Annotated in this window: 12 protein-coding genes and 1 pseudogene; 10 read left to right on the top strand and 3 right to left on the bottom strand. The window is 35.8% G+C overall.

What is annotated here, in order from left to right; genetic code table 11:
- Positions 1–10: 10 nt before the first annotated feature.
- On the bottom strand, positions 11–2605 hold the full coding sequence (priA, locus tag FCR06_RS26980; RefSeq protein ID WP_138505253.1) for a primosomal protein N': 2595 nt from the start codon (positions 2603–2605) through the stop codon (positions 11–13).
- 799 nt (positions 2606–3404) lie between these two features.
- Here priA and FCR06_RS26975 point away from each other — a divergent pair.
- The 6 genes and pseudogenes from FCR06_RS26975 to FCR06_RS26945 all read left to right on the top strand — a co-directional run bounded on the left by FCR06_RS26975 (position 3405) and on the right by FCR06_RS26945 (position 9357).
- Positions 3405–4577, top strand: coding sequence for an RpoD/SigA family RNA polymerase sigma factor (locus FCR06_RS26975; protein ID WP_138505251.1), 1173 nt, complete (start codon positions 3405–3407; stop codon positions 4575–4577).
- Between the two features lie 429 nt (positions 4578–5006).
- Positions 5007–5498 (top strand): GNAT family N-acetyltransferase, encoded by a 492-nt coding sequence (locus FCR06_RS26970; RefSeq protein ID WP_138505249.1) that lies wholly within the window; start codon positions 5007–5009, stop codon positions 5496–5498.
- Positions 5499–5711: 213 nt separating this feature from the next.
- Positions 5712–6050: pseudogene (locus tag FCR06_RS26960) on the top strand (XisI protein).
- A gap of 181 nt (positions 6051–6231) precedes the next feature.
- Complete coding sequence (petJ, locus tag FCR06_RS26955; protein WP_138505247.1) at positions 6232–6567, top strand: cytochrome c6 PetJ; 336 nt, start codon at positions 6232–6234, stop codon at positions 6565–6567.
- A 141-nt stretch (positions 6568–6708) separates the two neighbouring features.
- Complete coding sequence (locus tag FCR06_RS26950; RefSeq protein ID WP_138505245.1) at positions 6709–8802, top strand: TonB-dependent receptor plug domain-containing protein; 2094 nt, start codon at positions 6709–6711, stop codon at positions 8800–8802.
- 258 nt (positions 8803–9060) lie between these two features.
- A complete protein-coding gene (locus FCR06_RS26945) occupies positions 9061–9357 on the top strand; it encodes a hypothetical protein (protein ID WP_138505243.1) in 297 nt (98 codons plus the stop codon).
- A 121-nt stretch (positions 9358–9478) separates the two neighbouring features.
- Here the strand turns inward: FCR06_RS26945 and FCR06_RS26940 are convergent, their stop codons facing one another.
- The gene (locus FCR06_RS26940; RefSeq protein WP_138505241.1) at positions 9479–11614 is read right to left on the bottom strand and encodes a WYL domain-containing protein; all 2136 of its coding nucleotides are present in this window, start codon (positions 11612–11614) and stop codon (positions 9479–9481) included.
- A gap of 587 nt (positions 11615–12201) precedes the next feature.
- On the opposite strand from FCR06_RS26940, the gene FCR06_RS26935 reads away from it, so the two are divergent.
- The 4 genes from FCR06_RS26935 to FCR06_RS26920 all read left to right on the top strand — a co-directional run bounded on the left by FCR06_RS26935 (position 12202) and on the right by FCR06_RS26920 (position 16377).
- Complete coding sequence (locus tag FCR06_RS26935) at positions 12202–12408, top strand: hypothetical protein (RefSeq protein ID WP_138505239.1); 207 nt, start codon at positions 12202–12204, stop codon at positions 12406–12408.
- A gap of 647 nt (positions 12409–13055) precedes the next feature.
- Positions 13056–13850 (top strand): WecB/TagA/CpsF family glycosyltransferase, encoded by a 795-nt coding sequence (locus FCR06_RS26930; RefSeq protein WP_411268027.1) that lies wholly within the window; start codon positions 13056–13058, stop codon positions 13848–13850.
- 564 nt (positions 13851–14414) lie between these two features.
- Complete coding sequence (locus FCR06_RS26925) at positions 14415–15506, top strand: polysaccharide pyruvyl transferase family protein (RefSeq protein WP_138505238.1); 1092 nt, start codon at positions 14415–14417, stop codon at positions 15504–15506.
- A gap of 25 nt (positions 15507–15531) precedes the next feature.
- The gene (locus FCR06_RS26920) at positions 15532–16377 is read left to right on the top strand and encodes an FAD-binding protein (protein WP_138505236.1); all 846 of its coding nucleotides are present in this window, start codon (positions 15532–15534) and stop codon (positions 16375–16377) included.
- A gap of 179 nt (positions 16378–16556) precedes the next feature.
- Here FCR06_RS26920 and FCR06_RS26915 read toward each other — a convergent pair.
- Positions 16557–16820, bottom strand: a 264-nt coding sequence (locus FCR06_RS26915) for a transposase (protein WP_138505234.1), incomplete at its 5' end; no start/stop codon positions are given.

Genomic DNA, 16820 nt, shown 5'->3' with positions numbered 1-16820 from the left:
AGCGAGAAAATTACATAATATTTAATGGGTCTACATCTATTGTTAAACTAACAGATTGCGGACAAAGCGATCGCACTTGTTCCCAATCTGGCAATTGTGGCAATGCATCGGGGACAAATTTAATCAATATCTGCCAGCGATAACGATTAGCTACTCGTAAAATACTCGCTGGTGCTGGCCCCAATATTTCTAATTCTTCTTGGGCACTTAAAGCTGTAGCGATGATTTGCGCTGTATTCTGCACTTGAATCGGATCGAGACTACTTAAACGCAATAAAATTAACCTTCCGTAGGGCGGATAATTAAGGGCTTGGCGCTGTTCTAATTCTGTTTGAGAAAAAGACTGATAATCGTGCGATCGCACTGCTTCAATTACCGCATGTTCTGAAGTATAAGTCTGCACAATCACTCTACCCGGATCGTCGCCTCTCCCAGCACGTCCAGCTACTTGAGTCAATGTTTGAAATGCGCGTTCACTGGCACGATAATCTGATAAATTTAGCAATCCATCGGCGGCGACAACGCCCACAAGTGTCACCTGTGGTAAATCTAAACCTTTGGTAAGCATTTGCGTACCTACTAATAAATCTGCTTCGCCGTTGGCAAACTGGGTAAGTAGAGTACGGTGTGCGCCTTTATTACGGGTGGTATCGCTGTCAAAACGAATCAAGCGTAGCTGTGGGAATTGTCGCGCTAATTCCTGCGTCACTCGCTGAGTACCGCTACCGAAGAATTTGAGGTAAGGGGAACTACAATCAGGGCAGAATTTGGGATGCGATCGCCTATAGTTACAGTAATGACACTGCAATAATTGCGGCGCTCCCTCTTCGGTGTGATGATATGCCAATGACACATCACAGTAGGGACATTCCAATACATAGCCACAACTACGACAAGAGACAAAAGTACTGTGTCCCCGGCGATGGATAAATAAAATTCCTTGCTGCTGTCTTTGTTTTAACTCTTGCAAAGCTTCTTGCAAGGATCTACTAAATATAGAACGATTTCCCTGCTGCAACTCTTGGCGCATATCTACAATTTCTATTGGTGGTAGAGGGCGGGAGTTGATGCGTTCGGGAAGGGAGAGGTAAAGACAGACGCGATTAATCGCTTCTGTACAAGAATTAGGAGTAATAATTTCTTCCCCTGCTCCCCTGCTCCCCTGCTCCCCCGCTCCCCTGCTCCCCTGCTCTCGGACACTCAGCCAACTCTCCAACGAAGGGGTAGCAGAACCTAAAATTAGGGGACAGTTTTCTAACTCTGCTCGCCACTGGGCGACGGTACGGGCGTGGTAGGTGGGGATAGGTGAGTCTTGCTTAAAGCTGCTGTCGTGTTCTTCATCTAAGATAATTAAACCCAAGTTGGGCAAAGGAGCAAAAACAGCGCTGCGAGTGCCGATTACAACTTGGGGTTCTCCTGTGAGCATTTGTCGCCAAGTATCGTAACGTTCACCATCTGAGAGGGCACTGTGATAAACGCTGACTTTATTGCCAAAGCGGGCGCGAAAACGGTCAGTTAGCTGGGGTGTGAGTCCAATTTCTGGGACTAAGACTAGGGCAGATTTGCCGACTTTCAAAAGAGGTGCGATCGCTTGCAAATATACTTCGGTTTTTCCTGAACCTGTTACTCCATGCAACAAAACTTGAGCGAATCCATTTAGTGTCTGGATGGTTGCTAAGGCGCTAGCTTGGGCAGCAGTTAATGATTTAGCACCATCGCCTAATAATGCTGGCCCTTGTTCTGTTCGCAATACTTCCCGTTCTTCGATGACGATATAGCCCTTTTGTGTCAAATTCTTGAGGATAGAGGAACTAGCATTGCAAATTTGTAGCAGTTCATTTTGCCACAACTCGCCACCACTGCGTCGCAGTACTTCCAAAATCTCTCGTTGGCGAGTGGTTAAATTTTGGTCAGTTAAAGCTGTCAGTATTACTGCTTTTTGTAGCTTTGGTCGAGTCAGTCGTGGCGGTTCTAAATAGCTTTCTACTAAACCGAATCGCAACAACTCGCGAATTCCCCGATAAGCAGATTTGACTTTTTGTTGAAGATAGACAAAACTATAGTCCCCTGTCGGTTGCACTTGTAAAAGTTCCCAAATTTGCCGCGCAGTTGGAGTTAGGAAACCTAAAGGATTGGGAGATGCTAATAAATAATTATTTCCCTGTGCTTCTCTGTTTTTAATGATGCGGATACGACGCTGTGAGCGCCCTAGCAACCCTGGCGGTAGAGCAACCCGGATCGTTTGAATTAGGGGTGTATAGTAATATGCTGCAACTCGATTGAGTAATTCCCAATAAGCACTTGGAAAAAATCCAACGCTGACTATATCTTCTACTTCCCGGATTTTTTCTGGTGCTAGATCGATATTTGGTTGTGTCAGTAACCGAATGGCGATCGCTCCTAATTGTTGTGCCCCAAATGGTACGCTCAAAATATCCCCTGGTTTGATTTCTAACTGGGCTGGCAATCGATAAGTAAATAGTCCTAAATTTCCTGGACAGTCTACCAGTACTTCAACCCATCTATTAACAGTTGCACCTGACTTGTATGATTCACTAGACTCGGCCACTACTAAAGGAGATAAATTTACGTCATTAATATACATACTTTCTGACTTTATAGTTAAATATTTTCCTCATATAGCTGGTCACAATTCACCTAGCTAACTCAACTTTAATTTTTTATTTTCTTAAATTTTAATGGTATTTTTCAATACTATTTTTCTTCATAATACTTGATAAGTTTCCTCTTATGTAATCTACTAGACAAATTTGTATCTACTATACATGCAATAAATATTTGGTGCCCACTATACAAATAAAAACATGATGGCTCTTGTCACAACAGTTGCTCTATCTACTAAATAGGGAGTAGCCTTTTTCCGCCTATCGATAGATATTCAATGCTTGATACTTATGAGATGCTTTTATACAAATAAGAACATCCCGAAATTATACTGCCATTCGTGTAATTTGTATTGATGTATGTAAATTCAAGTCGGGAATGCATAACCTTACCACCAGTTTTTCGTTTGAGCCACTCACTTCCAAGACATAAGACATTAAAAGATATTTAGAAAAATACATGAATGTTTAAGAAATCTGGATGGTTAGCTGAGATTTTTAAATTTGTTAAGGTTGAGAAAGTTTGAGGGGGTTTGACATATTTGATAATTCAGAAAAAAATGAAGAATATATCTGTTGGGAGTCTACATAGAAAGTTCTGTTGGGTGTCAAAACGAGTTTAATTATAGGTTACATCTAACCGTAACCTAGATTTGGTAGGCAGATACACATTATTATTGCTGAATCAAAATTAGCAAAAACTTATACTTTGCTATATACAGGGTGCATTCATCCATTAGGGAAAACTACCAAGCCTCAAAGAGTAGCTGTAACTAAATTATGTACCAAATAAAACAACAATCCCTAAAGGAAACTATGAATATTGTTGAATTGGGAAAAATGGAAATACTGGAGAATGCTGCTGATAGTGAAGAACCATTACTCGATAGTTTAGATGCAATAGCAGATGAAGAAGCTCCAATTGTAATAGAAAATCTAGAATCAGATGAACGCGACGGGGATGAAATGGCGGCGGCTCGTCCTTCGGGATACAATAAAACCGAACATGATGATGCTGTAGGCGCATTTTTTAAAGAAATGGCGCGTTATCCGTTGCTAAAACCTGATGAAGAGGTTGAGTTAGCACGGCGAGTTAAGTTTGTAGAAGAAATTAGAGACTTACAAGCTGCCTTAGAATTAAAACTGGGACATGAACCTAGCAAGCTAGAAGTAGCTTCAGAGCTAGAAATGACCGAAAAGCAATTAGAAAGTCGTTTGTATCAAGGTAGAGTAGCGAAACGCAAAATGATTCGCTCGAACCTAAGATTAGTAGTTTCTATTGCCAAGCGATATCTGAATCGAGGAGTGCCTTTCCTAGATTTAATTCAGGAAGGAGCAATGGGTTTAAATCGCGCTACAGAAAAGTTCGATCCAGATAAAGGATATAAGTTTTCTACTTACGCCTATTGGTGGATTAGACAAGCAATTACCAGAGCGATCGCTAATGATGCGCGAACAATCCGGCTACCGATTCATATTGTTGAAAAACTTAACAAACTTAAAAAAGCACAACGAGAACTCAAGCAAAAACTCTGCCGTAATCCTTCCGAAGCCGAAATGGCACAAGCGTTAGAAATTAGTGTCCAGCAACTACGTCAATTACAACAATTGCGCCGTCAAGCACTTTCTCTTAACCATCGTGTTGGTAAAGAAGAAGACACAGAATTGATGGATTTATTAGAAGATGAAGATAACCTATCTCCAGAAGCAAAAATGAACGAAAATATGATGCGTCAGGAGATTTGGGAAGTATTAGGTGATGTATTAACTCCACGGGAGAAAGACGTAATTTCTCTGCGTTACGGTTTAACAACTAGCGAACCCTGTACTTTAGAAGAAGTTGGCAACATGTTCAATCTTTCTCGTGAGCGAGTACGACAAATTCAAAGTAAAGCTATGCGTAAATTGCGGCGTCCCCATATAGCTAAACGGTTAAAAGGTTGGCTGATTTAAACAATTTAATCTAAAAATTAAGACCCAATACCAAATTAGGATAGATAGTATTGTTTGAGATTTATAAAAAAGTCTTTAGTAAAGACTTTTAATCTCCAAATCTAAAATCCAAAATTGGTATAATACCTGACCTAATTAGCTGTAATAACAAAACGCTTCTTGTGCGTGGCGATCGCTAACTACAAAACCGGGTGTTTTGTACCTTTTTTTGGCTTTTGTTCAGTCATTATTCAATAGATTTTGGATTTACTCACCACTCAATGGATAAAGCTTGAGTATTTAAAATTTGAGACTTGGGATTTGTATTATCCATTAGGGTTATTAGCATAGCAAGACGTTAATTCAGGATTAACCAAGCGCATCTCAAATTGGCACAGTTAAAAAAACTGTATAGTTGACTATAGACTATGAACTACAGACTATAGACTAATGACTTCGAGTAGCAATTTAATTGTGCGTTTTGCCCAGCCAGAGGATTACAGCATACTGTTTAAATTAATTGAAGGGCTTGCTGAGTATGAAAAATTATCTCACGCTGTTACCGGCAATGCTCTGGAACTTAAGGAACATTTATTTGGTTCGCACAGATATATAGAGGCAATTTTAGCAGAATTTACCGGTCAACCTGTTGGTTTTGCTCTATTTTTTCATAATTATTCAACATTTCTGACCAAGCCAGGAATTTATTTAGAAGATTTGTTTGTTTTACCAGAATATCGCAGGCAAGGTATTGGTAAAGCTCTGCTGACTAAAGTAGCCCAAATAGCTGTAGAACGCAATTGTGGGCGATTAGAATGGAGTGTATTGGATTGGAATGAATCAGCCCAAGCATTTTACCGTAGTATGGGAGCTTCTATATTAGATGATTGGCGAATTTGTCGTGTTACAGAAGACGCACTGAATAAGTTAGGGGCTATATAACAATTCAATTCAGGAGTTCGTTTGCCCTTGGTGATGCCAAAGCCATTGCCAAGTGGCGAACGAAACTTAAGAGTGGCAAGATCGCGAACTTTATTTAGCTGTTTGCGTACCGATTTATAAATCTTTTTTTCAAGGTAAATTTATTATATCAGCAGTTGCAAAATATTAATTATGATTGATATTTTCTAATCTAGAAGAGGAGGTTATTCGTCAATGGTTGTAGAAGAATATCAGCAATATATTCGACATCTTTTTTCACAACGGCAAAAGCAAGCTTCGATGTCACAAAATGCCGAAGAGTATGAGGTGCAAACAATTTTTGACGAACAGCAAGACCACTATCAATTACTTTATGTTGGCTGGCGTGGAAATAAATGAGATTTTGGCTGTATTTTACATCTTGATATTAAAGATGGAAAAATATGGATTCAACATGATGGTACTGAAGAAGGAATTGCTAATCGATTGGTTGATATGGGAGTATCCAAACAAGATATTATTTTAGCGTTTCACGAACCTTATATACGTCAATTTACTGAGTTTGGAAGTTGAAAAATATTGGATAACGTAAAATAAATAATATAGAGATTAATAAGCATCGTAGCCAATAATCTTCAATTCAACAATTTTTAACCTAAGTTTGACACCTTGTCATTTGACTATAGCAGCGGCTCAACTGACAATTATGAAGGATATTCCAGTGAATCAGCTGTTATTGCACAGAGAACACGAAATGAAAAAAATTATTAAAGTCATACTGTTAGGCATAGCAATCTTCACMTTTGCCTTCAGTAGTCCAGCTTTAGCTCTAGATGCTGCTAATGGAGCCAAAGTGTTTAGTAGTAATTGTGCTTCTTGTCATGCAGGCGGCAAGAATTTAGTCCAAGCTAATAAAAATTTGAAGAAGGAGGCTTTGGAAAAATATGGTTTGTACTCAGCTGAGGCGATTATTGCCCAAATTACAAAAGGTAAAAATGCCATGCCTGCTTTTGGTAATCGTTTAAAACCCGAGCAGATTGAAGATGTAACTGCTTATGTGCTTTCACAAGCAGATAAAGATTGGAAGTAGAACTAAAATCTGACTTCAAAATTTTCTAACCAGTCTGTAATCTGAAGCCAGGAAAATATGACAGCCTGTCTTTTGACACAATTTCAATACTATAGCAACAATAACACTTGGTGACTATTTTGACTTGGTGTGAAAGAAAAGGTGAAAAAAGATTTTTTGTTGCTAACAGTAGGTTTACCGAGTTTACTGATAGCATTTCCTGGCTTTGCTGATGATCTTGAAATTAAGCAGAGAAATACGGTTAAATCAACTGAAGCTATTTCAGATATTCCTAGTTTGAGTGAAATTAAGCTACCCATCACTAATGCTGAATTATTAACTCAACAACCTGTACAGAATGAAATTGAGCCAAAAACTCAGCCGCAAATCGAGTCTGAACCTAGCGATGATGCAGACATTAATATAGAAGCGATCGCCGAACCACACAATCTGCCTCAGTCTACACCAACTTACGTAATTGAAAAAGAAGAAATTGAAAAGCAAGGTGCAACCAGTTTAGCTGATATTTTGAAAAGAATGCCTGGTTTTGCTATCAATGATGTTGGTCATGGTGCAGATACTCACACAGGAACATACTACCGAGGAGCCTCAATTAATCAGTCTGTATTTCTAATTAATGGCAGACCAATTAACAATAATGTTAACACTTATCATGGTGGGACTGATTTAAATAGCATTCCTGTAGAAGCTATTGAGCGAGTAGAATTATATAGCGGAACAGCTTCGGCTTTGTATGGTTCCTCAGCCTTTGGGGGAGTTGTGAATATCATTACCAAAGAAGGTTATGGACAACCAAAGTTTTCTGGTAGTGCAGAATTTGGCTCATTAAGTTTAAACAATCAACAAGTAACTTACAGTGGCTCGGCTGCTTCTGTAAAATACAATTTTAGTTTTGAAAGGTTCTTTACAGATAACCGTTATCGCATTCCTGTAGGTGCAGCAAATCGTGATAGTCAAGGGTATTTATCGAATGCAGACACTGCTACAAGTACTTACTTTGGTAATATTGGTCTAGATTTAGATAAAAAAAATTCTTTAAATTTAGATATTACTAAACTCAGCAGTCGTCGCGGTTTAATTTATTTTGGTTTTCCTCTTCAGCAAGATAGATTAGACCACGATGGTTTAAATGTTGGCTTATCTTGGAAAACTCGGCTCGGTAATGGGGAAAGTTCTAATCTGACAACTTCAATTGGTTATAACCAAGATTATTTCAGTACTTATGGACCAGCAGGAGCTTTTTATCGTACAGGAGTTTTAGATACACAACAACTTACAGCCAGAGTAGATCATGAATGGAAAATTACTGACAATACTAAATTGCGTTGGGGTTTAGATTTGAAAAACACCGACTTAAATGGTGATGTTTTAAGTACAAATCCTAATAGAATTGGTAATAACGAAACTGAAAATAGGAGTTTATTCAATACAGCTTTATTTGCTGTCAATACTTGGAATATCGGTGAAAGTTTTCTAGTAGATTTAGGACTACGACAAAGCTTTGACAGCGAGTTTGGAAATTATCTCAATCCTAGTGTTGGTTTACGTTATGCCGTTACACCAATAGTAGCACTGCGTGGAAGTTGGGCTGGAGGACAACGCAATCCTGGGTTAGATCAGTTATATGTTTATGATACAGTTCATGGTTGGGAACCTAACCCTAATTTAGAGCCAGAAGTTGGCTCCACTTGGACTGCGGGAGTAGATGTCAAATTTTCTCACAATTTGATTGGACAGTTTACTTACTTTGGTAGTACTATACGCGATCGCCTGGGAGTTATCGCAGGAAGATGGGAAAACATTGGATTAGTAGATACCAATGGTTTAGAAGCTGCATTGCAATTAAAAATTGCTGCTAGCTGGTCAACTTTTCTCAACTACACTTATACAGATGCTCAAATTAAAACAGGCTCAGAAACAGGTTTACAGTTAGGTTTAATTCCTTACTCTGTACTCCAAACTGGTATAGGTTATCAAAATTCAGGTTGGCAAGCTAACTTATATGTTACTTACAACAGTGGCGCTCGCAGATCTATTTTTAATAACCCTGGTGACAGAATTACAGATTTTGCACCATCTTTTGTGAATTTAGATTTCACTGGTCGTATACCTTTAACTAGCAATTTAGGACTGACAGTTTACTTAGAAAATCTACTAGGTGAGCAATATGAGCGAGTTAATCGGATATATAGTCCTGGTTTTACTTTTCGTGTAGGTTTAAGCTCAAGTTTGTAGGTAACTATAAACATAGTAGGATAGCACAACTGTGCTACCCTACCTGTGTACAAATGAAAATAGCTATATTATTTATCATCATCAACAATATTAGAGAGACCAACGCATCTTACCTAAAATTTAGTTACTTTAGCTAGATTTATCCCCCAACTTTTTATATAAGTCGGGAATTTTGGCGGTAACTTTTGCTTAATTAAGTGTTATTCCACTCTACTTAAGATTAAGTTTTAATTCCAAAATCTAAAATCCAAAATTTTCATGAGAGCTAGAATTGAAAATAAAATACTTTTTATCCACCATGAAGATTTGCCAGAATTTAAAAAGGGTGGTTCTGTAGTCAGAAATTCTTATTTCTGGGCGCTACGTTCAATTGCTGGTCAAGCTTCGCGTTATCGTGATTGGGAATACGAACCAGAGGTTTGGCTGGCGCTTTCGCGAATGCTGTTATCGTTTGCTGAATCTGGGTATTTAGGTTATAGAGAGACTATATTAGAGTTTCCTTTGTCTCAAGAAGAAATTCCGGATGTGCTGCGAAATGTGTCTACTTGGGAGTAGTACCGATTTTGGATTTTGTAAAAAATTGAGCTAGGCGGTTAACTGTTGACTGTTGACAGTCAGATATTTTAAGCCCTAATGCTCAAAAATGAGTGAATGTGCAGTTTTGACAGAAGTCTTATTAATAATTATCAAGAATACCCTGAGCAATTCCCTTTACTTTATCTACTAATTCTGGTGGTTCAATAACTTTGACATTTCCACCAAAACCAACAATCCATCTCCACAAATCAAAGTCTTCTATTGACCATTTAGCTAAAACTACTTGAAAGCGATTAGGAAAATCTTTATCTTGTGTTGGCGAACTGAATAGAGATTTAGGGAGATTGATTCTACTAGTGAATTGAGGACGAGACATTTTTATTTGTGAAAACCGCTTGGTTCCTTCGATAATAAAACGATAGGTTTTATCATTAAACCAAAGTTCTATCGTGATACATATTTGGGAACGTATTGCTTTATCTTGACTGAGAAATTTGCGTTGGTCAGAGGTGCTATTTCCTAAAAATATTCCGACACTTCCTTTTAAGAGTTTATGCAATTTCTCTAATGATTTTTGTTGTGATTGACGGGAACGAAATTGATTTTGGGCATTACCCAGAAATAATCTGTCTAAACGTTCAAAGCGAAGTAATCCCGCTTCTTCACCAACAATACATTCAAACCCTAAGTACCAAGCAAGGTTATGAAAGACTATTTGTAAAGGATATACATGAATAAAGCTATTTGCATCACCTTCATATTTAGCACTGCCACCAAAACGATTGAGTTCAAGTAATTCACCATTGAGTATTGCAGCTTCTAAATATGGTAATTTTTGGAGTAATGAGGTTTCATGTAAATGCTTTTCATCAACAATAGAATGATGAGCAATCGACCGGACTGGATAAATATTTTCGTTAGTATTAATTAGTTTTGACTGTAACATTCTGTTCTCAAAATCAGTATAAAAATACACTAATAAGGGATCATCCAGACTTTTGGCTTGAGATTGCAGGATTTCATAAACTTTAATGAGTTCTTCTTGTGTAAGAATTCCTGTACCTGCAAAATAACCGTTACGCATAGGAAAATCTGGAATTATTTTATAGGGTTTTAAAACATTTTCGATATCCTTACGCAGCATTGCTAGTGCACTTTTAGCGTTAGTAATAAACCCTGCTCGTTCTAGTTCTTTGGCAAAAGTTCCTAAGCTACCTCCCCCAGCATCTGGTAAAAATGGCTGATTAACAATCAAGTTGATTGTTCCAATTAAGCGGTCAAAAGCTTGTTTATCTGAATAAGAATGTGTTGCTGTGTTTAATACAAATTGATTATGCAAGTTTTCTTTTGTTACTTGACTTTTTCTACTGATATTTTCATTTTCTGCAATTATTCCTTGAACTACAAGATATTGTAAATCCTGATTTATAGCTTCTTCAAAAGCATAAACTTTACCATGCTTTTTGCCGATGATTGCAGCAATTTCTTGGAGATCATTCGGAAATTCTGGCTTGGAACCAAGAAGGTTTTCTAGTAATGTTGGATTTATATTTTGTAAGTTTCCAATACCGGGATATTTAATGATTAGAGAAATTAAGTACATTAACCGCTCAAAATCAATGAGATTACTATATTTATGAAGTGTAATATTGGCGTTACGATTTTGGGAATTGGTGATGCTACGAGAGATAATTTGAATCTGTTTATGAATTTCGGTAGTTGAGAATTGAGATGAAGTGACATTAATAGTATTAACTTTTGCAAACCCTTCACCAGAAATGGGTGGAAAGTTTTTTAAAACTTGATGCATGGTTATGATGATATCTTCAGGAACTTGACGAGTACGTTGTTGGTTCCAACAGATACAGGTTTCAAGTGGCGTATCTAAATGCCATGCTATCCATGTCAAGTTAAAAGTAGAAGATTCAAAATCATCTTTTTCTTCTCTTTTTCGGTTTACCTTCTTACTTTTTACTTGTTTGTTCACTTTCTGTAAAAAATCTATGCGAAAGGCGCGTTTATAATTTGTTGCGTCGTAAATTACGCCTTTACCTTTCGTGAGTGCAGTATAAATACGTTTAAGTGCTTCGGCTTCAATTTTTGGCCACTCACCTTGAATTGTCTCATCGCCATATAGCTGTTGGCGAATTTCATCTGTGGAAATAATTTCATAGTTTCCGGTTTGGGCTATCAATACAGCGAAGGCTGATTTTCCGCTACCAGGTACGCCAATGATAAAATGAGCTATGGGATTTTTCGGGTCAGGTTGAGACATGAAGTTAGATTTTATAGTTTTTCGTTTAATCTGTTGTACTTAATATTAGTAGGATGCTAATAATATTTCTATATTAGTGGTGCGAATGACGATTTGTTCGCGAACCCATAGCTGTTTGAAAGGGTTAGTCCTATATAGTTACAAATTTTTCCACCCACCGAAAACTTTTTTGGTTTTTATAAATCAAATGAAATTGGAAACCCTTAAAAAAGCTAAGTAAAAAGTGAAACCGAAAGCATTCTAAAATCTAATTTTCACTTTTTACTTGCTAAAATAACCAAAATCAGATTTTATGTATAAATATATACTTTTTTTGTCATTCGCATAAAAAATAAGATCAGATGTCAGGCAGTGATATAAATTGCAATTAAGTCACTGGTAATTGGCATGAATGTTTTCCACCGAAAATTGTATGCGTTAGTGCGATCACTTTTGAGAGTCCCTTGACGATCGCTCCTTGGGAAAACTTTGCGATTTACTGATATTACTTTACTTAAAAAATAATTCAATATTTGCTTGCCAGCCTAGACATTAAAGTGTATTATATATTATAAAAATAATATTGATTACTAAAAAAGTGAAAAATTATGCGACTAAAGAGATGGGAATCTCCCCGTAAAGAAGGTAGGAATGATAAAGGTAGAGGCGGTTCTGCCAGGAAGCGGCAACTTAAGAAACAAAGACAAATGTTACTGCAAAGATTTAAACAAAATAATAAGCCAGACGACAGCAAAAGTAATGGAGTGGGGGAAGATAAGTTTATCTTCCCCTTATTTTTTGGTTATTCCTTTTAGTAAGAGATAAAAATTATAAATTCGCCGATATAAACTTTAAATTCAATGTTTTAATAATAAAAATTATAAAAAACCATAATTATATTTTTGAAATAATTCACTTGGCGGCAATAAACCCAATTAAATTACGAAAAGCCAACAGGCTTAAAACCCTTATCAATACGTAAAAATTACAATCCTCAAAGTTAGCTATAATTGTACTTAACGCTCAAGAATTACAATCAAACCTTTGAAATACATGCTCACATTTAAAGTTATCAAACTAAGTCTCTGGTATTCTTCTTGACTTTAAATTTATAAAATGTAGCAAATTTAACGTCATATTATTTATAAAATATAGTAATTTATCGCAATTGTAATGCTTGGATGAATCAATTAAAAATTAATTATGAAGGAAGTATGAATTTTGTCAACCTGCATCTGAAATCTCCTGGTTAAACCAGTAAACTAAGACACAGCAGCAAATAATTCTAGTATTACCAAGAAAGCCAAAAGTATACTGAGAAGGCAATTCCACTCCATGTGTTAACTTCCAACGATGACACAAGCCTACAAAAGGCTAGGAGTTATCTAATCTGAATAGTTTATTATTCAGAATGGTCGAGGTAATCTATGGATTCTTTTCTTGGACACAGGAGTTATTTATCATGGCAAGAGTGCTTCTACCTACTCAAAAAGTGCTTGATTTTTCTATTACAGCTCTACGCTTTAACGAGCAAGTGCAAACAATACTGAAGTGGGCAACTCAGCATGAGAGTAAAATTATATACGTTGCTAATGTACATATGCTGATTGAAGCTCATTGGAATCCAGAGTTTGCCAACCTATTACGAAATGCAGATATAGTTACTCCTGATGGTATGCCTCTTGTCTGGATGATGCGAAAAATGGGATCGCCTTATCAAGATCGTGTAGCGGGGATGGATATTTTTCTAGCATTGTGTCAGTTGTCTCAAATAGAAAATCTCAGTATCTTCTTTTTAGGTTCCCAAATAGAAATTCTTTCTAGGATGGAAAAAAGGTTAGAGCGGGAATTTCCTCAAATGAAGATTGCAGCTATGGAACCTCTACCCTTTCGTCCCCTGACTGAAAGCGAAGATGAAGCTTTGATTCAAAAGATTAACTCTAGTGGCGCCAATGCTGTCTTAGTATCTCTAGGATGTCCAAAACAAGAAAATTGGATAGCTCAACATAAAGGCAAAATACAAGCCGTGATGATTGGACTGGGTGGAGTTTTCCCAGTTTATGCAGGAATTCATAAGCGCGCACCCCGAATAATTCGAGACTTAGGACTTGAATGGCTGTATCGATGGATTCAAGAACCACGTAGGCTTTGTGGTCGTTATTCTAAAACCATTCCTCTATTTATCTGGTTAGCGACTAAGCAACTACTATCATCAAGTCGTATTGGAGCGGTCTTTCTGCAAGAGACTGGAGATTAAGAAGCCCTAGAATATAAACAGCAATCTGTTTTATTCAAAATTATAAAAGGCTGAATTATCAGTGAATTTTCTATAAAATTTTTCTTGAATGACTATATTTTACAAAAAAATTGTGGTAAACTTCTTGGAAAGAATAATTATTCAAGATAGATAATATTTTGACAAAAACTATGACAAGATTGATTAGATATTCAAATTAAATTTGAGTTTTCCGAAAATTAGCTACTTTTAGTTTAATTGAAAATCATCTACTAAGATACTTAAATATAAACTAAACTCATGACGAAATTTTAAATAATTTCATTTGAAATGCTATAAAAAATTCAAAATATCAAACGGTTTTTTTATAGTTATTTAATTCATATTAATCAGTTAGTTAATCAAAAAAATTTTGCTTAATTTTCATGATTATCTATTATTGTATTTGTGTATATTTTTTCAATCAAAAATATACACAAACCAAGGTTCACTACTTGTGTTTTGTAGATTGCAGAAATAACCAGAACAATTAGTAAGAGCCATAGATTTGATATTAAATTTATAGTTTATCTAAAAAGGGCAAAGATGAAAATTGGAATTTTAACTTTTCACCATGTCAATAATTATGGAGCAACACTCCAAGCTTGTGCGCTGTGGAGTTTTCTTAATAGCCAAGGCTATGATGTTGAAATCATAGACTATCGACCGATAAAGATAGTATGGACATATTTCAGACCTTTAATTCCGCTCAAAAATATAAAAAAAGTCTTTGTCAATATTCCCAGAGCTTGGAAAATGAGACAATTTTTACTTTCTCATGTGAAATTGAGCCCTAAAAAATTTTACAATCCAAAAGGCTTACAATACTATCATGATAAGTATGACGTAGTAATATGTGGCAGTGACCAAGTATGGTGTATAGATTCGATTAGAAGTTTTGATTCTACTTTTTTTTTAGATTTTGTTAGCAATCAAACTACTCGAAGGATAAGTTATGCTGCAAGTTTTGGTAATACAGTAACTTTAAGAAGTTATCAAAAACAAATATCCGAGCTTATTAATCAATTTCAAACTATTTTAGTTCGTGATTCTAATAGTTTAAAAATTATTGAGAAGGAATGTGATCGAGAAGCAAGAAAAGTTTTAGACCCTACTTTTTTAATTAATTATGACGCCATTAAAATTACACCTAAATTTCAAGATAAATATCTTTTGTTATATATGCATGGTGAAATAAAACCAGAGGAAGAAGACTTTATAAAATTACTGGCTAAATCTGAAAATCTAACTATAGTTTCAGTCGATCAACCTAATCGATTAGCACAAATCAATCTAGAAAGTGCTAATCCGGGAGAATGGGTTGGGCTATACAGCCAAGCAAATTATATCATAACTAATACTTTTCACGGCACTATATTTTCTATTATTTTTAATAAACCTTTTAGTGTATTTGTTAGGAGTGATAAAAATAATAAAGTAACAGATTTACTGATTGATTTGGAATTAGAGAAACGCATATTTTCAGCCGAGCAAAAAAATAAATTACTTAATAAAGAAATATTTGATATTGACTATAAATCAGTATCTAAAATACTACAAACAAAAACCAATGAATCCAAAAAATATTTACTTGAAGCAATTTCCCAAGAGAAATTGAATATTAAAAGTAATGCATAATCTAAATCAGGAGTAAAAATTAATTATGTCTAATCTAAAGATTAAATCTATAACATCAAATAGTCTTTCGCACTATAGAACTCGACATCACTTTGAGCGATTAGGAGAGATTACTAGTATTGACGATCTTCGAGAATACTGTAATTTGGCTAAAGAAAACAAAGTAAATATTTACATAATTGGAAACGGCTCTAACACCCTATTTGTGAGAAAGAATGTCCAATCATTGATTTTAAAAAATAAACTACCTAAGTATATAAATCCTCTAGCTGAAAATAGACTAGAAGTTTCTTCCTCTACTTCGGTTATGGAAGTATTAAAGTACTGTTACCAAAACTCAATGAATTCTTTTTATTATCTTGCGTCTGTACCAGCAACTATTGGTGGTGCATTAGCAATGAATGCTGGTAGAGGAAGGCAATATGGATGTACAGTATACGACTTTGTTGAAAGCGTAACTTTCTTTGAGGATGGATGTATAAAAACACTTGATAAGAGCCAAATTGTACAAGATTATCGACAAACTATATTTACTGGTATGCACTCAAAACTGATATTGAGTGCAGTCTTCCAGTTTGAACGAGTAGAATTTACTGAAAATCCGATAATTTCAAGACAACTTTGGGCAAAAGAACATCAAGATAATATAGCACCTAACTGTGGCACAGTATTCAAAACTGCCAATTATACAATACTTCAAAAGTTCAGAGGTATGCTTATAGGTAAAGCTATGTTTTCTTCTAAAACGAGTAATTGGATATTGACCAAATCAGAAACTAGCTATTCAATAGTTTTACTGATTAAAATAGTTAAGATGTTACACTTTTTAAGTGGACAAAAAATTGAACTCGAATTAATTGAGATTGATTAATTTTTTGAGAAAAAACTATCTAATGCCTGTGCAGGACTTTTTTGAGCACATCTCCTGTCTACACGACTGATCTTTGATTTGTGAACATACTTCTGATGACAGATTAACAAGTGTTCGATAAAAATAAACATTAGTTATAAGAAGCGAATAAAAAGTAAGATATACAGCATATTTGAGGTTTATGAGGTACAGTAGCAGCAATTAGTAAACCAATTTTTTAGATGTTTTGGATCAACTAGTTTCAGCGCAATTTTAATTAAACCATCAACGACAGATGAACTCTTGGGAGAAAATTGTTTCAGAAAAGCTTTTAATTGTGACCACCAATGTTCAATTGGATTGAATTCAGGAGAATAAGGAGATAGATAAAGAATACTTGCTCCCACTCCTTCAATCAAAAGCTTAATCTCTTCGACTTTATGAGCAGGTAGATTATCCATCAT

It is taken from the genome of Nostoc sp. PA-18-2419, from assembly GCF_005869855.1.
Classification (GTDB): Bacteria; Cyanobacteriota; Cyanobacteriia; order Cyanobacteriales; family Nostocaceae; genus Nostoc.
Note: the sequence above shows the minus strand (reverse complement) of the source record. Positions and strands in the feature narration are given on the sequence as shown.